17 protein-coding genes are annotated in these 20977 nt (G+C 70.2%); 8 read left to right on the forward strand and 9 right to left on the reverse strand.

Annotated features, from left to right (window positions below; translation table 11 throughout):
• Window positions 1-115: 115 nt before the first annotated feature.
• The 5 genes from ACIBW9_RS31885 to ACIBW9_RS31905 all read left to right on the forward strand — a co-directional run bounded on the left by ACIBW9_RS31885 (window position 116) and on the right by ACIBW9_RS31905 (window position 7341).
• Window positions 116-1210 (forward strand): sugar ABC transporter substrate-binding protein, encoded by a 1095-nt coding sequence (locus ACIBW9_RS31885; RefSeq protein WP_398960488.1) that lies wholly within the window; start codon window positions 116-118, stop codon window positions 1208-1210.
• A gap of 248 nt (window positions 1211-1458) precedes the next feature.
• Window positions 1459-2250 (forward strand): ATP-binding cassette domain-containing protein, encoded by a 792-nt coding sequence (locus tag ACIBW9_RS31890; protein ID WP_398960756.1) that lies wholly within the window; start codon window positions 1459-1461, stop codon window positions 2248-2250.
• Window positions 2247-3569, forward strand: a complete 1323-nt coding sequence (locus tag ACIBW9_RS31895) for a sugar ABC transporter permease (protein ID WP_398960489.1) — start codon at window positions 2247-2249, stop codon at window positions 3567-3569. The genes ACIBW9_RS31890 and ACIBW9_RS31895 overlap by 4 nt, the downstream gene beginning before the upstream one ends.
• Window positions 3570-3768: 199 nt before the next feature.
• Window positions 3769-5697 carry a 1-deoxy-D-xylulose-5-phosphate synthase gene (gene dxs / locus ACIBW9_RS31900; RefSeq protein WP_398960490.1) on the forward strand — a complete coding sequence of 643 codons (1929 nt, stop codon included), beginning with the start codon at window positions 3769-3771 and terminating at the stop codon, window positions 5695-5697.
• A gap of 147 nt (window positions 5698-5844) precedes the next feature.
• Complete coding sequence (locus ACIBW9_RS31905) at window positions 5845-7341, forward strand: amino acid permease (RefSeq protein ID WP_398960491.1); 1497 nt, start codon at window positions 5845-5847, stop codon at window positions 7339-7341.
• A gap of 39 nt (window positions 7342-7380) precedes the next feature.
• Here ACIBW9_RS31905 and ACIBW9_RS31910 read toward each other — a convergent pair whose 3' ends face one another.
• Together ACIBW9_RS31910 and ACIBW9_RS31915 are read right to left on the reverse strand one after the other, a co-directional pair.
• On the reverse strand, window positions 7381-7755 hold the full coding sequence (locus ACIBW9_RS31910; protein WP_398960492.1) for an NTP pyrophosphohydrolase: 375 nt from the start codon (window positions 7753-7755) through the stop codon (window positions 7381-7383).
• Between the two features lie 329 nt (window positions 7756-8084).
• Window positions 8085-8969 (reverse strand): NAD(P)-dependent oxidoreductase, encoded by an 885-nt coding sequence (locus ACIBW9_RS31915; RefSeq protein WP_398960493.1) that lies wholly within the window; start codon window positions 8967-8969, stop codon window positions 8085-8087.
• Window positions 8970-9245: 276 nt separating this feature from the next.
• Here ACIBW9_RS31915 and ACIBW9_RS31920 point away from each other — a divergent pair, with 276 nt between their 5' ends.
• Window positions 9246-10262 (forward strand): hypothetical protein, encoded by a 1017-nt coding sequence (locus ACIBW9_RS31920; protein ID WP_398960494.1) that lies wholly within the window; start codon window positions 9246-9248, stop codon window positions 10260-10262.
• Window positions 10263-10382: 120 nt separating this feature from the next.
• On the opposite strand, the gene ACIBW9_RS31925 is transcribed toward ACIBW9_RS31920, so the two are convergent.
• From ACIBW9_RS31925 to ACIBW9_RS31945, 5 genes are all read right to left on the reverse strand, one after another.
• A complete protein-coding gene (locus ACIBW9_RS31925) occupies window positions 10383-12509 on the reverse strand; it encodes a 3-hydroxyacyl-CoA dehydrogenase NAD-binding domain-containing protein (protein ID WP_398960495.1) in 2127 nt (708 codons plus the stop codon).
• Window positions 12506-13732: an acetyl-CoA C-acyltransferase gene (locus tag ACIBW9_RS31930; protein ID WP_344401850.1), complete on the reverse strand. Its 1227-nt coding sequence runs from the start codon at window positions 13730-13732 to the stop codon at window positions 12506-12508. The genes ACIBW9_RS31925 and ACIBW9_RS31930 overlap by 4 nt, the downstream gene beginning before the upstream one ends.
• A 193-nt stretch (window positions 13733-13925) precedes the next feature.
• Entirely contained in the window at window positions 13926-15230 is a 1305-nt protein-coding gene (locus tag ACIBW9_RS31935) for an HRDC domain-containing protein (protein ID WP_398960496.1), read from the reverse strand.
• A 259-nt stretch (window positions 15231-15489) separates the two neighbouring features.
• The gene (locus ACIBW9_RS31940; protein ID WP_030939825.1) at window positions 15490-16152 is read right to left on the reverse strand and encodes a response regulator transcription factor; all 663 of its coding nucleotides are present in this window, start codon (window positions 16150-16152) and stop codon (window positions 15490-15492) included.
• A 222-nt stretch (window positions 16153-16374) separates the two neighbouring features.
• Window positions 16375-17046: a DUF3000 domain-containing protein gene (locus ACIBW9_RS31945; protein ID WP_398960497.1), complete on the reverse strand. Its 672-nt coding sequence runs from the start codon at window positions 17044-17046 to the stop codon at window positions 16375-16377.
• A gap of 126 nt (window positions 17047-17172) precedes the next feature.
• Here ACIBW9_RS31945 and hemE point away from each other — a divergent pair, with 126 nt between their 5' ends.
• Window positions 17173-18249: a uroporphyrinogen decarboxylase gene (hemE, locus tag ACIBW9_RS31950; RefSeq protein ID WP_398960498.1), complete on the forward strand. Its 1077-nt coding sequence runs from the start codon at window positions 17173-17175 to the stop codon at window positions 18247-18249.
• Between the two features lie 16 nt (window positions 18250-18265).
• Here the strand turns inward: hemE and ACIBW9_RS31955 are convergent, their stop codons facing one another.
• Window positions 18266-19090: a rhomboid family intramembrane serine protease gene (locus ACIBW9_RS31955; protein ID WP_398960499.1), complete on the reverse strand. Its 825-nt coding sequence runs from the start codon at window positions 19088-19090 to the stop codon at window positions 18266-18268.
• A 125-nt stretch (window positions 19091-19215) separates the two neighbouring features.
• Between ACIBW9_RS31955 and ACIBW9_RS31960 the strand changes: the two genes are divergently transcribed.
• Window positions 19216-19536, forward strand: a complete 321-nt coding sequence (locus ACIBW9_RS31960; RefSeq protein ID WP_398960500.1) for a hypothetical protein — start codon at window positions 19216-19218, stop codon at window positions 19534-19536.
• Between the two features lie 42 nt (window positions 19537-19578).
• On the opposite strand, the gene ACIBW9_RS31965 is transcribed toward ACIBW9_RS31960, so the two are convergent.
• A complete protein-coding gene (locus tag ACIBW9_RS31965) occupies window positions 19579-20970 on the reverse strand; it encodes an FAD-dependent oxidoreductase (RefSeq protein WP_398960501.1) in 1392 nt (463 codons plus the stop codon).
• Between the last annotated feature and the right edge of the window lie 7 nt (window positions 20971-20977).

Here is a 20977-nt window from a genome sequence, read left to right on the forward strand (position 1 = left end):
GCCATCTCGTTAAGTATTTACTTCTTGACGTCGCACGTGTGGCCGAGTTGACTTCCAGCCACCTCGGCCGCAGCGTTGCGGCCCTGTCAGGGAGGCACCCCCAATGAACGCAACGATGCGTAGAGTCGTGATCGGCACGGCCGCGGTTTCGATGGCTCTCTCCATGGCCGCCTGCGGCAAGGCGGGCGACAAGGACAAGAGCAGCGGCAACAGCGCCAGCTCCGGCACCGGCGGCAAGTCGATCGGTCTGCTCCTGCCCGACAGCGTCACCGCGCGGTACGAGAAGTTCGACAAGCCGTACTTCGAGGCCAAGGTCAAGGAGCTGTGCAGCGACTGCACCGTCTCCTACGCCAATGCCAACGCTGACCCGGCCAAGCAGGCCCAGCAGATGAGCAGCATGGTCACCAAGGGCGTCAAGGTCATCGTGGTCTCCGCCCAGGACTCCGCCGCCATCAAGTCCTCCATCGCCTCCGCGGTGAGCAAGGGCGTCAAGGTCGTCGCGTACGACCGTCTGGCCCAGGGTCCCGTCTCCGCGTACGTCTCCTTCGACAACGTCAAGGTCGGCGAGCTCCAGGGCCAGGCCCTGCTCGACGCCCTCGGCTCCAAGGCGACCCCCAGCGCGAACGTCGTCATGATCAACGGTGACGATGCCGACCCGAACGCCGCGCAGTTCAAGCAGGGCGCGCACAAGATCCTCGACGGCAAGGTCAAGATCGCCTACGAGCAGACCGGCCTCTGGAAGGACACGGTCGCCGCGCAGAAGATGTCCGCGGCCATCACCCAGCTCGGCGCCAAGAAGATCGCCGGCGTCTACGCCGCCAACGACGGCATGGCCGGTGGTATCGCCAACACCCTCAAGGGCGCCGGCATCAGCGGCATCCCGCTGACGGGCCAGGACGCCGAGCTTGCGGCCATCCAGCGGATCGTCGCCGGTACCCAGTCCGCGACGGTCTACAAGGCCTACAAGCCCGAGGCCGACAACGCCGCCGAGCTCGCGGTCAACCTGCTGCAGGGCAAGGACATCAAGTCCCTGGCCGACACCACGGTGACCAGCGGTTCCGGTGACAAGGTCCAGGCCAAGCTGCTGACCCCGGTCTCGGTGACCGTGAAGAACATCAAGGACACGGTCGTCAAGGACGGTCTCTACACCATTTCTCAGATCTGCACCGCGGACTACGCCGCCGCGTGCAAGAAGGCCGGCCTGCAGTAAGAGCCGCCCGAGCCCCGGGGCGAGTCCCTCGCCGGACCCGCCCCGACGGCAGGCACAGAGCCTGTCCGGCGCCCGCTCCGCCCAAACACCCCGCTGCGGGGCGGGCGCCGGACGGAAGCATGGTGGTCGCAGCCGTTGCCAAGAGGCATCGGCCGCGCGCATGTTCGACCTGTAAATCAGTGCTTACAGCACAACCCTCCGCGCCCTACCCCAAGCGCGGCATCCCCGCCGGTCAGGCGGCGAAGGAGATGGTTCACGTGTCCGCTACGCCCGTGCTGGCGTTGCGCGGAGTCTCCAAGCGATTCGGTGCGGTCCAGGCCCTCACCGACGTCGAACTGGAGGTCCACGCCGGAGAAGTGGTCGCCCTGGTGGGCGACAACGGCGCCGGAAAGTCCACGGTGGTCAAGACGATCGCCGGAGTGCATCCCATCGATGAGGGCGTCATCGAGTGGGAGGGCAAGCCCGTCAGCATCAACAAGCCGCACGACGCCCAGGGACTCGGCGTCGCGACGGTCTACCAGGACCTCGCCCTGTGCGACAACCTCGACGTGGTCGGCAACCTCTACCTCGGGCGCGAGCTGCTGCACCGCGGCGCCATCGACGAGGTCGCGATGGAGAAGAGGGCGCGTGAGCTGCTGAGCACCCTCTCCATCCGTATCCCGAGCGTGCGCATCCCGATCGCCAGCCTCTCCGGCGGTCAGCGTCAGGTCGTCGCCATCGCGCGCGCCCTGATCGGCGACCCCAAGGTCGTCATCCTCGACGAGCCCACCGCCGCGCTCGGTGTCGAGCAGACCGCCCAGGTCCTCGACCTCGTCGAGCGGCTGCGCGAGCAGAACCTCGCCGTCATCCTCATCAGCCACAACATGGCCGACGTGAAGGCGGTCGCCGACACCGTCGCCGTACTGCGGCTGGGCAGGAACAACGGTTCCTTCTCGGTGAAGGACACCAGTCAGGAAGAGATCATCTCCGCGATCACCGGAGCCACGGACAACGCCGTGACCCGTCGTGCGGGACGTCGCAGCACGGAGGCGGCACAGTGAGCGACACATCCAAGGTTTCCAAGGCGGACGCCGGGACGGAGGCGCAGAACAACACCGCGCCCGCCGACGACCCCACCGCCGCGGGGGTCGCCGTAGTCGACCCCCGGCTGCTGGTCCGCGAAGAGGGCCTCAAGGGCTACTGGACGGAGTTCACCCGCAAGGTCAAGGGTGGTGAGCTCGGCTCGCTGCCGGTGGTGATCGGCCTGATCATCATCTGGACGATCTTCCAGCTGAAGAACGACCGCTTCCTCAGCGCCGACAACCTTTCGAACATCAGCTACTACATGTCGGCCACCGGCATGATCGCCATCGGCCTGGTGTTCGTCCTGCTGCTCGGCGAGATCGACCTGTCGGTCGGTTCGGTCAGCGGTCTGGCCTCCACCCTGTTCGCCGTGTTCGTGGTGGAACACGGCATGAACACCTGGCTCGCGCTGGTCCTTGCCGTCATCACCGGCATCGCCATCGGCGCGCTGCACGGCTTCTTCTTCGCCAGGATCGGGGTGCCCGCGTTCGTCGTCACCCTGGCCGGCCTCCTCGGCTGGAACGGCCTGATGCTGTGGCTGCTGGGCTCCAGCGGCACCATCAACATCCCGTCCGACTCCGGTCCGGTCCATCTGCTCGGCCAGAGCTCCTTCTTCATGGACCAGGCCATCGTCGGCGCCTATCTGCTGGCCGGCCTCGGTGTCGTGCTCAGCCTCATCGGCAACTTCAACGAGCAGCGCCGCCGTCGCGCCGCGGGTGTGCCGTTCCGGCCGACCGTCGAGATCCTGGTGCGCGTCGGCGCGCTCGCGGTCGCCTCCTTCGTCGCCGCGGCCGTGCTGAACGACTCGGCCGGCGTCTCCAACTCGCTGGTGATCTTCCTGGCGGCACTGGTGATCGTCGACTTCGTGCTGCGCCGTACGACGTTCGGCCGCAAGGTGTTCGCGCTGGGCGGCAGCATCGAGGCGGCGCGCCGTGCCGGTATCAACGTGCCGATGGTCCGAATCACCGTGTTCGCCATCTCCGGCGGGTTCGCTGCGATCGGCGGCATGTTCTTCGCCGGCCAGACCGCGAGCGCCACGCTCAGCGCCGGTAGCGGCAACGTGCTCATGCTCGCCATCGCGGCGGCGGTCATCGGCGGTACGTCGCTGTTCGGCGGCCGGGGTTCGGTCTGGTCCGCCCTGCTGGGCATGCTGGTCATCCAGTCGATCCAGACCGGTCTGGACCTGCTCAACATGAACCAGTCGATCCAGTTCATGATCACCGGTGGTGTTCTGCTGGGCGCGGTGGTCATCGACTCGGTGTCCCGCAGGAGCCAGAAGGCGGCTGGCCGGGCATAGCCCCGCGAGCTGCGACACTGCTCCTTTCGGATCTGCGCCCGGTACCCATGGCGGTGCCGGGCGCAGTCGTGTCATAGGGGCGGCGGATCTTGGGTACAGCCGATCGCGTGACCTATGACGCACTGCCCGGGCGTCGGGCGTTCGGGCGGAACATTAGACTCGACGAGCCCGGCAACAGCTCTACTGCAAGGAGGCACGGGTGCCGCTGCTGACCCGCATCAGGGGACCGCGCGATCTGGACCGGCTCAGCCTGGAGCAGCTGGACCAGCTGGCAGAGGAGATCCGGACCTTCCTCGTCGACGCCGTCTCCAAGACCGGCGGCCACCTCGGCCCCAACCTGGGCGTCGTCGAGCTCACCATCGCCCTGCACCGCGTCTTCGACTCCCCGAAGGACAAGGTGCTGTGGGACACGGGCCACCAGTCCTATGTGCACAAACTGCTCACCGGCCGCCAGGACTTCACGAAGCTGAAGCAGAAGGGCGGCCTGTCCGGCTACCCCTCGCAGGCCGAGTCCGAGCACGACGTCATCGAGAACAGCCACGCCTCCACGGTGCTCGGCTGGGCCGACGGCCTCGCCAAGGCCAACCAGATCCTGGAGCGCGACGACCACGTAGTCGCCGTGATCGGTGACGGCGCCCTGACCGGCGGCATGGCCTGGGAGGCCCTCAACAACATCGCCGACGCCAAGGACCGCCCGCTCGTCATCGTCGTCAACGACAACGAGCGCTCGTACGCCCCGACCATCGGTGGCCTCGCGAACCACCTCGCGACTCTTCGTACGACCGACGGCTACGAGCGGTTCCTGGCCCGCGGCAAGGACCTGCTGGAGCGCACGCCGGTCGTCGGCAAGCCGCTCTACGAGACCCTGCACGGCGCGAAGAAGGGCCTCAAGGACTTCATCGCACCGCAGGGCATGTTCGAGGACCTCGGTCTGAAGTACGTCGGTCCCATCGACGGTCACGACATCGAGGCCCTGGAGTCCGCCCTCGCGCGGGCCAAGCGGTTCGGCGGCCCGGTGATCGTGCACTGCCTCACCGAGAAGGGCCGCGGCTACCAGCCGGCCCTCCAGGACGAGGCCGACCGCTTCCACGGCATCGGCCCGATCCACCCCGACACCGGACTGCCCATCAAGGCCTCGGGTGCCGACTGGACGTCCGTCTTCGGCGACGAGATGGTCCGGCTCGGCCGGGAGCGCAAGGACATCGTCGCCATCACCGCGGCGATGCTGCAGCCGGTCGGCCTGAAGAAGTTCGCGGACGCCTTCCCCAAGCGAATCTACGACGTCGGCATCGCCGAGCAGCACGCGGCCGTCTCCGCGGCGGGCCTCGCCACCGGCGGACTGCACCCCGTCTTCGCCGTCTACGCCACCTTCCTGAACCGGGCCTTCGACCAGGTCCTGATGGACGTCGCGCTGCACAAGTGCGGTGTCACCTTCGTCCTGGACCGGGCCGGTATCACCGGCACCGACGGCGCCTCCCACAACGGCATGTGGGACATGTCGATCCTCCAGGTCGTCCCCGGGCTCCGGCTGGCCGCCCCGCGCGATGCCGACCAGGTGCGGAAGCAGCTGCGGGAGGCCGTCGAGGTCAAGGACGCGCCGACCGTGGTGCGCTTCTCCAAGGGCGCCGTCGGCCCCGCCGTACCCGCCGTGGGACGGGTGGGCGGCATGGACGTGCTGCGTGAGCCCGGAACGGACACCCCGGACGTGCTGCTCGTCTCCGTGGGTGCCCTGGCCCCGATGTGCCTGGAGATCGCCTCCCTGCTCGACAAGCAGGGCATCTCCACCACGGTCGTCGACCCGCGCTGGGTCAAGCCCGTCGACGAGGCCATGGCGCCGCTCGCGGAGCGGCACCACGTGGTCGTCACCGTCGAGGACAACTCCCGTGTCGGCGGCGTCGGTTCGTCGATCGCGCAGGCCCTGCGGGACGCGGGCGTCGACGTACCGCTGCGCGACTTCGGCATCCCGCCGCGCTTCCTCGACCACGCCTCCCGGGCCGAGGTCATGACGGAGATCGGGCTCACCGCCCCCGACATCGCCCGCCAGGTCACCGGCCTTGTCTCCAAGCTCGACGGCCGCTTCGACCGTGAGGCGGCCGAGGTCGACTCGGTGGAGCCCGCGCGCGACTGACCTCCCCCATACGACCGGATGGGCCGCTTCCACCACTGCCAGGGGTGGTGGAAGCGGCCCATCTGCGTGAATCCGCCTGCGCCGGGGCATACGCAGTACGCCCCCTCTCGATCATGTCGAGGACGACGAAGCGTGGGAGGTAAACCCGTGAGCAGCACCCTCTTCCGGACGAAGAAGGTCGAGCAATCCATCCTCGATACCGAGGAACCCGAGCACGCACTCAGGAAATCCCTCTCCGCGCTCGATCTGACGGTCTTCGGCGTCGGCGTCATCATCGGCACCGGCATCTTCGTCCTGACCGGCACGGTGGCCAAGAACAACGCCGGCCCGGCCGTCGCCCTGGCCTTCGTCGCGGCCGGCGTCGCCTGCGGCCTCGCCGCGCTCTGCTACGCCGAGTTCGCCTCCACGGTCCCGGTGGCCGGCTCGGCGTACACCTTCTCGTACGCCTCCCTGGGCGAACTGCCCGCCTGGATCATCGGCTGGGACCTGGTCCTGGAGTTCGCGCTCGGCACGGCGGTGGTGGCCGTCGGCTGGTCCGGGTACATCGCCTCGCTCCTCGACAACGCCGGCCTGCATCTGCCCGAAAGGCTCAGCGGCAGGGAGGGGGCGCACGGCTTCGGCTTCGACATCCTCGCCGCCGCCCTGGTCCTGGTGCTGACCGCGATCCTCGTGGTGGGCACGAAGCTCTCCGCGCGGGTCACCTCCGTCGTCGTCGCCATCAAGGTGACCGTCGTGCTGACCGTGATCGTCGCGGGCCTCTTCTTCGTCAAGGGCGACAACTACCAGCCGTTCATCCCGAAGTCCCAGACCGTGGAGGCGGGCAGCAGCCTCAAGGCCCCGCTCATCCAGCTGATCTTCGGCTGGGCGCCCTCCAACTTCGGTGTGATGGGCATCTTCACCGCCGCGTCCGTCGTCTTCTTCGCGTTCATCGGCTTCGACGTCGTCGCCACGGCCGCCGAGGAGACCAGGAACCCGCAGCGGGACATGCCGCGCGGCATCCTCGGCTCGCTCGTCATCTGCACGGTGCTGTATGTCGCCGTGTCGATCGTCGTCACCGGGATGGAGCACTACACCAAGCTGTCCGTGAGCGCCCCGCTCGCCGACGCCTTCAAGGCCACCGGGCACCCCTGGTTCGCGGGCTTCATCAGCTTCGGAGCCGCCGTCGGACTGACGACGGTCTGCATGATCCTGCTGCTCGGGCAGACCCGGGTCTTCTTCGCGATGAGCCGGGACGGACTGCTGCCGACCTTCTTCTCGCACGTCCACCCGCGGTTCAGGACCCCGCACCGGCCGACCATCCTGCTCGGCGTGATCATCGCGATCGTCGCCGGCTTCACCAGCCTCAGCGAACTCGCGGAACTGGTGAACATCGGCACGCTCTTCGCCTTCGTCGTCGTCGCGATCGGCGTGATCATCCTCCGCAACACCCGCCCCGACCTGCACCGCGCCTTCCGCACCCCGTGGGTGCCGGTCATCCCGGTCCTGTCGGTGTGCGCCTCGTTGTGGCTGATGCTGAACCTGCCGGCCGAGACCTGGCTCAGGTTCGCCATCTGGATGGCGATCGGCTTCGTCGTGTACTTCCTGTACGGCCGCTCGCACAGCCGGCTGGCCCGCGGCGAGCAGACCGGGGCGGCGAGGTCCTGAGGCCGCCGGGCGGGGGAGGGGGAGCGGCCAACTCCGCCGTCACGCAGGCCTGACGGTACGGGGTCCCGCGACCTCCGCCCCCAACTCCCGCACCCGGCGCCGCAGTTCCCGGTCCGCGGTCACCACCAGGACCGGGCGGGCCCCTGCCCCGGCGACCAGGTCGACCATGTGGTCGTCCCCGCTGCCCGGCGCCGGCTCCACCCGGACGCCGGGCACCGTCTCCACCCCGCGCGCCGCTCCCTCCACCACGAGGACGATCTCCACGGGGCCCAAGTGGCCGGGGAGGCCGTCGGCCGCGAGCCGGTCGCGGAGGCGTTCCGCGGCCCCCCGCCGGTCACGCCACCAGCCGTCGGGCACCGACCCGACGACGTTCGCGGCGTCGACGATCACGAGCAGGGGGTCGCTCTCAGTCATGCGGCAAGGTTCGCACGACGGCAGCCGCCGGCCGCCAGGGCCTGTCCGGCGGATCAGCACGACGTCACGTTGTCTGGCACGCACCCCACTGCCCTCAAAACCGAGGGCCGGCCGCTCGCGTTGCCGTCGGCCGCCGACGCTCGTCGCCGACGCCCTCCTCCGGATTGCCGTCGCATGCTGGCGCCGTCTCTCGCAGCCGGCCTGAGCCGCCGGACGGACCGTAGGGCCTGTCATGTGGATCAGCCCGGCGTCGCGGGGGCCCCATGACCCCGCTCGGGGCAGCCAAGAAGCGCCGTCAGCTGCAGCCGACCTGATCCGAACAACAGCCCCTAGTCCGCCGGCTTCCCGTCGAAGCTGGCGAAGTACGCGGCGGCCATGTCCTCGTCGCCGTGGCCCTGCGCTGCGGCGCGCTCCATGCGTTCGGCGGTCGCGGCGGCGACATCCAGACGGACGCCGTTCCGCTGCCCGGCCTCGACGATCAGACGGGCGTCCTTGGCGGCCGTGTCCACCGCGAACTGGGCCGGGGACAACTTGTCGTCGAGGACCAGCCCCGCCTTGACCTTGAGGTAGCCCATGTCCAGCGGGCCGCCCGCGATCAGGTCGAAGAAGTTCTGCGGGTCGACGTCCAGGGCCCGGGACAGGGCGAGCACCTCGCCGGCCGCCGCGGTCGCCGCGAGGACCCAGCTGTTGGCGACCAGCTTCAGCCGGGTCGCGCCGCCGGCGACGTCCCCCGTCCACATGGTGCGGGCGCCGACCGCGTCGAACACCGGCTCCACCGCCGCCCGCCCCTCGACGGGCCCGGCGGCCAGCACGGTCAGCTGCCCCGCCTCCGCGGGCTGGCGGGTCCCGAGCACCGGGGCGTCGAAGAAGACGAGGCCGTGCTCGTCGGCGAACGCGACCAGGTGGGGGATCGCCTCGATGCCGGCCGTGGTCGACTGCACCCAGGCCGCGCCGGGGCGTAGCGCGGGGGCCGCCTGGCGCATGACGTCCAGGGTGGCCGGACCGTCGTAGAGCATGGTCAGGACGACATCGGCGCCCTGGACGGCCTCGGCGGGCGTGTCGGCGATGTGCGCACCGTCGGCGGCGAGCGGCTCGGCCTTGGCGCGGGTGCGGTTCCAGGCGCGGACCGCGTGGCCGGCGCGGGTGAGGTTGCGGGCCATGGCGGCGCCCATGATGCCGGTGCCGAGGACGCTCACGGTGAGCTGGTCGGTCATGAGATCGGCTTCCTTCTCCCTGTTGCTGTGGTTGCTCAGGAACAGCCTGCCCGCTCGGCGCCCGGCCGCACGTACGAGCACGCAGGCCCTGCCGTTTGGATCAGCTCGGCGTCGCGGGCCCTGGCACGCACTCCCCCACTGCCTTAAGGGCGTGGGACCCCCATGACCCCGCTCTGGGCGGCTGCAAGGCACCGTGCCCTGCAGCCGACCCGATCCAAACGGCAGGGCCCAGGGGGCGGGCCGCGGCCCGCGTGTCGCCCCGCTTAGAGTGAAGCGGTGAACGGCGACTGGCTCCTACGCGGCCGTGACGGCCGGCTCAGTGTCTACCTCCCCACCGACGACGCCCTGCTGTGCCGGGCGGAGCGCTCACCCGGCGGCCCCTGGACGGCCCCGCACCGGGTCGGCGGGGAGCAGAGACTGCACCCGTCTCCCGCGGTCGGACAGGGCAGCGACTGCTACGCCCATCTGGTCTCCTGGCGGCCCACCGTGTCCGGCGAGGCGGGCCTCGTGCACTCCACCCACTTCCGGCCCCGGCTCGCCGCCCTCGACTGGGCGCCGATCGGGCACCCGGACAAGAAGGGATCCCGCACCGGCCCGCCCGCCGTAGCCGTCGACGCCGAGGGACGCGCCCATGTCTTCGTCCGCAACAACGGCAGCGGGGTGAGCATGGTCGCGCAGAAGGAGAAGGGCGGCTGGGAGCCTTGGCGGGACCTCAAGGGGCGTGACGTACAAGGCGAGTTGGCGGCGGTCACGGGGGAGTCGGGGCGCGTCGAGGTGTACGCGGCCGTCCCCGGCGGCATCCTGCACTGGCGGCAGGAAGAGGCGGGCGCCCAGCCGTCCCTGGAGGAGGCGCTGGAGGCGCAGGTCCGCCCGGGCACCCTGCGTGCGCTGGCCACCTCCCCGGAGACCACGACCCTCTTCTACACCGACGAGTCGGGCGACCTGTGCGCCTGGCGCCCCGGCGCCAAGCCCGTCACCCTGCTGCCCTCCGCCGGACCCGGCCCCGTCTCCGCGGTGCGCTGCGAACTCGACGGCCACGACTGCACCTTGCTCGCCCAGCGATCGGCGAGCGGCCGGGTCGCCTTCGCCGCGTACCCCACCGAGCAGGAGTCGGCCGGTGCCTGGTGGACGGAGTCGGGCCCGGCCCTGCCCGCGGACGCCACGGTGTCCCTCGCGGTGGACGAGGACGGCCGCGTGGTGGCGGCAACGTTGTCCCCGTCCACCGCACAGCTGCTGCTCACCCGCCGCAAGGACGAGCCGGGACTGGCGCTGGCGGCCTGGCGCAAGGTGTGACGCCCGAGACCAGATGAGGGCAGCCAGTGACAGGAGGCACCCAAGGTAGGGAAAGGGACGGCAAAGGGGGCGGGTTACCGGATCGATACCGGTGACCCGCCCCCTTACAGGGCAGTGCCCTTACGCAGGAACGCTTGCCAGGCCAGGAGCCAGGAACTTCTTGCCGTTCACGCGCTCCGAGACACCCTCGCGGTCCAGGTACGGCGTGATGCCGCCCAGGTGGAAGGGCCAGCCGGCGCCCGTGATCAGGCAGAGGTCGATGTCCTGGGCCTCGGCGACGACACCCTCGTCGAGCATGAGCCCGATCTCCTGGGCGACGGCGTCGAGGACACGGTCACGGACCTGCTCCTCGGTCAGGACGACATCGCCCTGCTTGAGGAGCGCGGCGACCTCGGGGTCCAGCTCCGGCTTGCCGGAGTCGTAGACGTAGAAGCCGCGCTTGCCCGCCTTGACGACGGCCGCGAGGTTCGGGGAGACCGTGAAGCGGTCCGGGAAGGCCCGGTTGAGGGTCTCCGAGACATGCAGACCGATCGCGGGGCCGACCAGCTCCAGGAGCACCAGCGGGGACATCGGCAGACCGAGCGGCTCGACGGCCTTCTCGGCGACCTCGACCGGGGTGCCCTCGTCGATGACGTTCTGGATCTCGCCCATGAAGCGGGTGAGGATGCGGTTCACGACGAACGCCGGGGCGTCCTTCACCAGCACCGCGGTCTTCTTCAGCTTCTTGGCGACGGCGAAGGCGGTGGCCAGCGACGCGTCGTCGGTCTGCTCGCCGCGCACGATCTCCAGCAGCGGCAGGATCGCGACCGGGTTGAAGAAGTGGAAGCCGACGACCCGCTCGGGGTTCTTCAGCTTCGACGCCATCTCCGTCACCGACAGCGAGGAGGTGTTCGTCGCGAGGATCGCGTGCGCCGGGGCGACCGCCTCGACCTCCGCGAACACCTGCTGCTTGACGCCGATCTCCTCGAAGACGGCCTCGATGATGAAGTCCGCGTCGGAGAAGCCCTCCGCCTTGTCCAGCACGCCGGTGACCAGGGCCTTGAGACGGTTGGCCTTGTCCTGGTTGATACGGCCCTTGCCGAGCAGCTTGTCGATCTCGGCGTGGACGTAGCCCACACCCTTGTCGACGCGCTCCTGGTCGATGTCGGTCAGCACGACCGGCACCTCCAGGCGGCGCAGGAAGAGCAGGGCGAGCTGCGAGGCCATCAGGCCCGCGCCGACCACGCCGACCTTGGTGACCGGACGCGCCAGGTTCTTGTCCGGGGCGCCCGCAGGACGCTTGCCGCGCTTCTGCACCAGGTTGAACGCGTAGATGCCGGCGCGCAGTTCGCCACCCATGATCAGGTCGGCGAGCGCCTTGTCCTCGGCGTCGTAGCCCTGCTGCAGGTCGCCGTTCTTGGCGGCGGCGATGATGTCCAGGGCGCGGTAGGCGGCCGGGGCGGCGCCGTGCACCTTGGAGTCCGCGATGAACCGGCCCTTGGCGACGGCCTGGTCCCAGGCCTCACCGCGGTCGATCACGGGACGCTCGACCTCGACGTCACCCTTGAGCACCTGAGCGGTCCAGATCAGCGACTGCTCCAGGAAGTCGGCGCCCTCGAAGATCGCGTCCGCGATACCGAGGTCGAAGACCTGCTGACCCTTGAGCTGCTTGTTCTGGTTGAGGCTGTTCTCGATGATCACCGAGACGGCCTTGTCGGCACCGATCAGGTTCGGCAGGATCGTGCAGCCGCCCCAGCCCGGGACCAGACCCAGGAAGACCTCGGGCAGCGAGAACGCCGGGAGCGCCTTCGAGACCGTCCGGTACGTGCAGTGCAGACCGACCTCGACGCCACCGCCCATCGCGGCACCGTTGTAGTACGTGAAGGTCGGCACCGCGAGGCCCGACAGACGCTTGAAGACCTCGTGGCCGCCCTTGCCGATAGCGAGCGCGTCCTTGTGCTCCTTGAGAAGCTCGACACCCTTGAGGTCGGCGCCGACGGCGAAGATGAACGGCTTGCCGGTGATGCCGACACCGACGATCTCGCCGGCCGCGGCCTCCTTCTCGACCTGGTCGATGGCGGTGTTGAGGTTCGCCAGCGAGGCCGGGCCGAAGGTGGTCGGCTTGGTGTGGTCGAAGCCGTTGTCCAGCGTGATCAGGGCGAAGCGCCCGGCGCCGAACGGCAGGTCGAGGTGGCGTACGTGCGCGGACGTCACGACCTCGTCCGGGAACAGCTCGGCCGCGCCCTTCAGGAGTTCGGTGGTGCTCACTTGTTGCCTCCGGCGTCCTTGTGGTTCGGGTTCTCCCAGATCACCGTGGCGCCCATGCCGAAGCCGACACACATGGTGGTGAGGCCGTAGCGGACCTCCGGCTGCTCCTCGAACTGGCGGGCCAGCTGCGTCATCAGCCGGACGCCGGAGGAGGCCAGCGGGTGGCCGTACGCGATCGCGCCGCCGTACTGGTTGACGCGGGCGTCGTCGTCGGCGATGCCGTAGTGCTCCAGGAAGGCGAGCACCTGGACGGCGAAGGCCTCGTTGATCTCGAAGAGGTTGATGTCCTCGATCGACAGGCCCGCCTTGGCGAGGGCCTTCTCGGTCGCCGGGATCGGGCCGTAGCCCATCACCTCCGGCTCGACGCCCGCGAAGGCGTACGAGACCAGGCGCATCTTGACCGGCAGGTTGTTCTCGCGGGCGAAGTCCTCGGAGGCGATGATCGAGGCGGTCGCGCCGTCGTTCAGACCGGCGGCGTTACCGGCGGTGACGCGGCCGTGCACACGGAACGGCGTCTTCAGGCCCTGGAGGTTCTCCAGGGTGGTGCCCGGGCGCATCGGCTCGTCGGCGGTGACCAGGCCCCAGCCCGTCTCACCGGCCTCCGCGTTGGTGCGGCGCACCGAGATCGGCACCAGGTCCTGCTGGATCTTGCCGTTGGCGTACGCCTTGGCGGCCTTCTCCTGCGAGCGCACGGCGTACTCGTCGGCGCGCTGCTTGGTGATCGTCGGGTAGCGGTCGTGCAGGTTCTCCGCGGTCATGCCCATGAACAGCGCGGACTCGTCGACCAGCTTCTCGCTGACGAAGCGCGGGTTCGGGTCCACGCCCTCGCCCATCGGGTGCCGGCCCATGTGCTCGACACCACCGGCGATGACGGCGTCGTAGGCACCGAAGGCGATCGAACCGGCGGTGGTCGTCACGGCGGTCAGGGCGCCGGCGCACATGCGGTCGATGGAGTAGCCCGGGACCGACTGCGGCAGCCCGGCGAGGATGCCGGCCGTGCGGCCGAGGGTGAGCCCCTGGTCACCGATCTGCGTGGTCGCGGCGATGGCGACCTCGTCGATCTTCTTGGGGTCGAGGCCGGGGTTGCGGCGCAGCAGCTCCCGGATCGCCTTCACGACGAGGTCGTCGGCGCGGGTCTCGTGGTAGATGCCCTTCGGGCCCGCCTTGCCGAACGGGGTACGGACGCCGTCGACGAAGACGACGTCCCTGACGGTACGAGGCACGATGGCTCTCCTCCAGATGCGGGATGGCACTGCTGCACGGCGCAAGCGCAAGCGCTGAGCGCGCGCTCAGGTCCATGCTACTTGCGGGTAACGTGCCTGCACACCCCTGTAGCCCGGAGCGGTGAAGGTCACACCCGAGGAGGAGCCGGCGAGCCTCTGGGGCCGCCGATTGATCACGACCCGGTACGCGCTCCTAGGCGGACAATGCCGCGACCAGCACCGGCGTCACCTGCTCGACCTGCCAGGGCCGCGCGCCGAAACCTGCGAGCGCCGCACCGACCGAGTCCGCGTCGACGACCTTCGGCGGCTCCCAGCACACCCGCCGCACCGTGTCCGGCGTGATCAGGTTCTCCTGGGGCATGTTCAGCTGCTCGGCCAGCGCGGACACCGCTGCCCGTGCGGCCGAGAGACGGGCCGCGGCGGCCGGGTCCTTGTCGGCCCAGGCACGCGGCGGCGGAGGCCCGGTCACCGGCTGCCCCGGCGCCGGCAGCTGCGCCTCCGGCAGGGCCTTCGCGCGGTCCACCGCGGCCTGCCACTGCTCCAGCTGCCGCCGCCCCATCCGGTTCCCGAAGCCGTTCAGGGCGGCCAGCGCGTGCACGTTGCCCGGAAGGGAGAGCGCCGCCTCCACGATGGCGGCGTCCCCGAGGACCTTGCCCGGCGACACGTCCCGCCGCTGGGCGATCCGGTCCCGCGTCTGCCACAGCTCCCGCACCACGGCGAGCTGCCGGCGCCGCCGCACCTTGTGCATCCCGGAGGTACGCCGCCAGGGGTCCTTGCGGGGCTCCGGCGGCGGAGCCGAGGCGATCGCGTCGAACTCCTGCTGGGCCCACTCCAGCTTGCCCTGCCGGTCCAGCTCCTTCTCCAGCGCGTCGCGCAGATCCACCAGGAGCTCGACGTCCAGCGCCGCGTACCGCAGCCAGGGCTCAGGCAGCGGGCGGGTGGACCAGTCGACGGCTGAGTGGCCCTTTTCGAGCACGAAGCCGAGGACGTTCTCGACCATGGCGCCGAGGCCGACCCTGGGGAACCCGGCGAGACGGCCCGCCAGCTCGGTGTCGAACAGCCGCGTGGGTACCATGCCTATCTCGCGCAGACACGGCAGGTCCTGAGTGGCCGCGTGCAGCACCCATTCGACGCCGGAGAGCGCCTCACCGAGGGCGGAGAGATCGGGACAGGCCACGGGATCGATCAGCGCGCTCCCGGCGCCCTCGCGACGCAGCTGCACGAGATAGGCCCGCTGTCCGTAGCGGTAGCCGGACGCGCGCTCGGCGTCGACGGCGACGGGTCCTGAACCGGCCGCGAAGGCGGCGACGACCTCGGCGAGCGCGTCCGCGTCGGCGATCACGGGCGGGATGCCCTCGCGCGGCTCGAGCAAAGGGATCGGTTCAGGGCTCGGTTCTGCGTTCGGCGCCCCCGTAACAGATGTTCCGCCGTCTTCCGGAGGGGCGCCTCCGGTGGTTCGCAGTGAGCTGTCTGCTGCGGTCTCTTGGGCGTCGGTCACGTGTCAAGGGTATCTGTGTATGGACAGCGCCCGCCGACGTAACGTTCCGTCGACGGGCGCCTGGGGGTCGTAAACCAGTCAGGTCGGTGAAAGATCCGGTTCACGACAGGTGGGACACGGGCGGGGGATCAGCGGTCGATCCTGTTCACGTCCGTGAATGGCAGTGATGTGCAGGGGAGAGGGCCGAGGAGAGGGAGAGGAGAGAGGGGGAGGGGAGCGAGAGGGGGAAGGGGAGAGGTAAGGGGCTGAGGGGTACGGGTCAGTGGATGATGCCGGTCCGCAGGGCCACGGCCACCATCCCGGCGCGGTCGCCCGTGCCGAGCTTGCGGGCGATGCGGGCGAGGTGGCTCTTGACGGTCAGCGCGGACAGGCCCATCGAGACGCCGATCGCCTTGTTCGACTGGCCCTCCGCGACCAGTCGCAGCACCTCGACCTCGCGGCCGGAGAGCTCGCGGTAGCCACCCGGGTGGCTCGGGGCACCCGGGGGGCGGCGGTGCATACGCGCGGCGGCGGATCCGATGGGGGCGGCGCCCGGCCGGGTGGGGAGCCCGACGTTGGTACGGGTGCCGGTCACGACATAGCCCTTGACGCCGCCCGCGAGGGCGTTGCGCACGGCGCCGATGTCGTCGGCGGCCGACAGGGCGAGGCCGTTGGGCCAGCCCGCCGCGCGGGTCTCCGAGAGGATGGTGAGGCCGGAGCCGTCGGGCAGGTGGACGTCGGCGACGCAGATGTCGCGGGGGTTGCCGATGCGGGGACGAGCCTCCGCGATGGACGAGGCCTCGATGACGTCACGCACACCGAGCGCCCACAGATGGCGGGTCACGGTGGAGCGGACGCGGGGATCGGCCACGACCACCATGGCGGTCGGCTTGTTCGGGCGGTAGGCGACCAGGCTTGCGGGCTGCTCGAGGAGAACGGACACCAGGCCTCCTGGGGTGCGGGACGGCTTTCAAGGTCACAGTCGTCTTCGGCACCAAACCCGAAGTCCTTTAGGGAAAGATCACGATTTAGTGAGTATCAATTAGTGCAATTCGGACACGCGATCGATCGTGCGATGAACGAATCGGTTCATCCGCGGCGCTGTTCTTGACCGAAAGTGGCCGTATCGACAAAGTGACGGTCAAGAAGGCGGCCGAGGCGCCGGTCAGCGTGCCTGCGGGTCCCGCCGCTGCGGCAGCGTCACGACCGACGCATCACCCGGACCGGCCGGCGGCAGGCCCGCGACCTGGGCCAGCAGATCGCACCAGGAGGCCAGGTGGGACGCCGTGTCCGGGACCCCGCCCAGGCCCTCGCGGGGCGTCCAGGAGGCACGGATCTCGATCTGCGAGGCCGCCGGGCGCTCCGCCAGACCGCCGAAGTAGTGCGAGCTCGCCCGGGTGACGGTGCCGCTCGCCTCGCCGTACGACAGACTGCGTGCCTGCAGCGCGCCGGTCAGCCAGGACCAGCACACGTCCGGCAGCAGCGGGTCGGCGGCCATCTCCGGCTCCAGCTCCGCACGCACCAGCGTCACCAGCCGGAAGGCGCCCCGCCAGGCGTCGTGCCCGTCCGGGTCGTACAGCAGTACCAGGCGGCCGTCGGCCAGGTCCTGGTCGCCGTCGACGACGGTCGCCTCCAGCGCGTACGCGAAGGGGGCGAGCCGCTTGGGCGCCGGCGCCGGCTCGATCTCGATCTGCGGCCGCAGCCGCGCGGTCCGCAGCGCGTCGACGGCAGCCCGGAAGGGCAACGGAGGCGGCGTTCCGCCGCCATTCCGATCCCCGTCCTTGGTGTCGTCCATTCCGTCAGCGCCGTCCGACAGTCGTCCCTGAGCCGCAGCCATGCGGGGAAGATTAAGGGGAACGGGGGCTTCGCGCAGGGAGGGACACCCGTGCGGGGTCCGCATGTCCGGATAGTGCCTCATGAACCCCGGCCGTAGCGCCTCGGGCGCCGTGCGAGACTTGCGGTCGTGAGTGCGAACGAGAGCCCCGCGGGCCAGGCCCGGACACAGCCGTCAGCCACGTACGAATCGGCCTTCCTCAAGGCGTGCAGGCGCGAGCCCGTGCCGTACACGCCCGTGTGGTTCATGCGGCAGGCCGGGCGCTCCCTGCCCGAGTACCGCAAGGTCCGCGAGGGCATCCCGATGCTGGAGTCCTGCACGCGCCCCGAACTCGTCACCGAGATCACCCTCCAGCCGGTGCGCCGGCACGGCGTGGACGCGGCGATCTACTACAGCGACATCGTCGTCCCGCTCAAGGCCATCGGCATCGACCTCGACATCCAGCCCGGCGTCGGCCCGGTCGTCGCGCACCCGATCCGCACCCGCGCCGACCTGGCCCAGCTGCGCGACCTCACCCCCGAGGACGTCCCGTACGTCACCGAGGCGATCGGCCTGCTGACCCGCGAGCTCGGCCCGACCCCCCTCATCGGTTTCGCCGGGGCCCCTTTCACCCTTGCGAGCTACCTCGTCGAGGGCGGCCCGTCGCGCACGTACGAGAACGCCAAGGCGATGATGTACGGCGACCCCGAGCTCTGGGCCGACCTGCTCGACCGCCTCGCGGAGATCACCTCCGCCTTCCTGAAGGTGCAGATCGAGGCGGGCGCCTCGGCCGTCCAGCTCTTCGACTCCTGGGCCGGCGCCCTCGCCCCGGCCGACTACCGCCGCTCGGTGCTGCCCGCCTCCGCGAAGGTCCTCGACTCCGTCGCCGGGTACGGCGTGCCGCGCATCCACTTCGGTGTCGGCACGGGCGAGCTGCTGCGGCTGATGGGCGAGGCGGGCGCGGACGTCGTGGGCGTCGACTTCCGGGTCCCGCTCGACGAGGCGGCCCGCCGGGTCGGCCCCGGCAAGGCGCTCCAGGGCAACCTCGACCCGACCGTCCTGTTCGCCTCCACGGAGGCCGTCGAGGCCAAGACCCGCGAGGTCCTCGAGGCGGCCGCGGGCCTCGAGGGCCATGTCTTCAACCTCGGCCACGGCGTCATGCCGTCCACCGACCCCGACGCCCTGACCCGGCTCGTGGAGTACGTCCACACGCAGACGGCCCGCTAGACCTGTTCTCCACGGCTCACCACGTGTGCCGGGGCCGCGCCCTCCTGCCGAACACCAGGCCGCGCGGTTCCGGCGGCGGAGGCGTGCCCGGCTTGAGCGGCCAGGCGAGCAGCATGCCGACGAGGAAGCCGACGACGTGCGCCGCGTACGCCACCGTCCCCGCGGTGGAGACGCCCTCGCCGGACGAGTACAGGGCCTGCAGTACGAACCAGAAGCCCAGCACCAGCCAGGCCGGCAGCCTCAGCGGCAGGAAGAGCAGGAACGGCACGAGGATCCAGACCCTGGCCTTCGGATACAGCACCAGATAGGCGCCCAGGACCCCGGCGATGGCTCCCGACGCGCCGATCAGGGGGTCGGAGGAGTCGGCGTTGGCCAGCGCGAAGCCGTACGACGCCGCGTAGCCGCAGACGACGTAGAACAGCGCGTACCTGATGTGCCCCATACGGTCCTCGACGTTGTTGCCGAAGATCAGCAGGAACAGCATGTTGCCGAGCAGATGCAGCCAGCTGCCGTGCAGGAACATCGCGGTGAAGACCGACACGGGCGGCGACTTGTCGTAGCTCGGCGGCCCCACCACACAGCCCGCCCCGTGCGCGCCCACTCCTATGTCGCCGGTCGGGACCACCCGGGGCATCTGATGGTGGATCAACTCCCTTGGTACGGCCGCGTAGTGGTCCAGGAACGCCTGCAGATGGCACAGCTGGGACAGGCTGCTGTCACCCGCCACGGAACCGGCCAGGCCGGGCGTGGAAAGGAACACGTACACGTTCGCGGCGATCAGTGCGTACGTGACCCAGGGGGTGCGGCGCACCGGGTTCACATCATGGACGGGTATGACCACAAGGAATTAGTGCCCCCGGTGGACCGCGCGAATCGGTGAACGCGGTCACGCGCGCGTGCGTATGTCTCCTCAACCGCCCGCGGCACGGGGAAGGCGGGTCGCGGGGACGACGTGAGGAACAGGCGATGAACGACCGAGTTACTCCTCCGATGCACGCCACGCCCGACGGGGAGGCGGAGCTCTCCCTGGTGGTGAGGCTGCCCTGGGAGGACGTCGCCCGGCTCGGCCAGGAGGCCGGACGGCTGGCTTCGCAGATGCAGCGGCCGGTGACGCTGGACGAGGCGGTGAGCCACCGGCTCAGGTCCGTACGGGGGGCTGCGCATGCGAAGCCGGCGGCGGAGCAGCCTGCGGCTGTCGCTGCTACGGCTTCGGTGTCGTCGTTGCCGCCGCGGCCTCCGGCGGAGCAGGCGCGGCAAGCCATTGAACGGATCAATGGCTCGGCGTAGGGGTTTCGCCGTGGGGGTGCGGGTGTGCTGCCCGCACCCCCGTCAGGAGGCGCCCTTTTTCACGGCCGCCGTCGCCTTGCGGGCGGCAACCAGCACCGGGTCCCAGACCGGGCTGAACGGTGGGGCATAGCCCAGGTCCAGGGACGTCATCTGTTCCACCGTCATGCCGGCCGTGAGGGCGACCGCTGCGATGTCCACTCGCTTGCCGGCGCCCTCGCGGCCGACGATCTGGACGCCGAGCAGGCGGCCGGTCCGCCGCTCGGCGAGCATCTTCACCGTCATCGGGGAGGCGTTCGGGTAGTAGCCCGCGCGGCTGGTTGACTCGATGGTGACCGTCTCGAACTGGAGGCCGACCCGGCGGGCGTCCTTCTCCCGGAGGCCCGTGCGGGCGATCTCCAGGTCGCAGACCTTGGACACCGCGGTGCCGACGACGCCCGGGAAGGTGGCGTAGCCGCCGCCGACGTTGGTGCCGATGACCTGGCCGTGCTTGTTGGCGTGAGTGCCGAGGGCGATGTGGCGCTCCTGCCCTGAGACCAGGTCGAGGACCTCCACGCAGTCGCCGCCGGCCCAGATGTTCTCGTGCCCGCGCACCCGCATCGACAGGTCGGTGAGCAGGCCGCCGTGGGCACCGAGGGGCAGCCCGGCGGCCTCGGCCAGTGCCGTCTCCGGGCGTACGCCGATGCCCAGGATCACGACGTCCGCCGGGTACTCGGCGTCCTCCGTGGCCACCGCCCGCACTCGGCCGTCCTCGCCGGTGTGCACCTTGGTGACCTCGGCGTCGTCGACCATGGTGATGCCCATGCCCTCCATGGCCTCGTGCACCAGGCGGCCCATGTCGGGGTCGAGCGTGGACATCGGCTCGCTGCCGCGGTTGACGACGGTCACCTCGTAGCCGCGCTTGATGAGCGCCTCCGCCATCTCCACGCCGATGTAGCCCGCCCCGACGACCACCGCGCTACGGCCATGCGTGCGCGTGAGCGAGTCGATGAGCGCCTGGCCGTCGTCCAGCGTCTGCACGCCGTGCACACCGGGAGCGTCGACGCCGGGCATGTCCGGGCGGATCGGGCGGGCACCGGTCGCGATCACGAGTTTGTCGTACGACGTCCAGGACTCGTCGCCGGAATCGACGTCACGCGCGCGTACCCGGCCGCCCGCCACGTCGATCTCCGTGACCTCCGTCCGCATGCGCAGATCGATGTCCCGCGCGCGGTGCTCGTCGGGGGTACGGGCGATCAGCTGATCCCGTTCGTCGACGTCGCCGCCCACCCAGTACGGGATGCCGCACGCCGAGAAGGAGGTGAAGTGGCCGCGCTCGAACGCCACGATCTCCAGCTCGTCGGGGCCCTTCAGACGGCGTGCCTGCGACGCCGCGGACATCCCCGCGGCATCGCCGCCGATCACGACCAGTCGTTCCCTCGCAGCGCTCATGTCCATGCGAACA

The sequence above is a fragment of the Streptomyces sp. NPDC049541 genome, assembly GCF_044465725.1.
Lineage (GTDB): Bacteria > Actinomycetota > Actinomycetes > Streptomycetales > Streptomycetaceae > Streptomyces.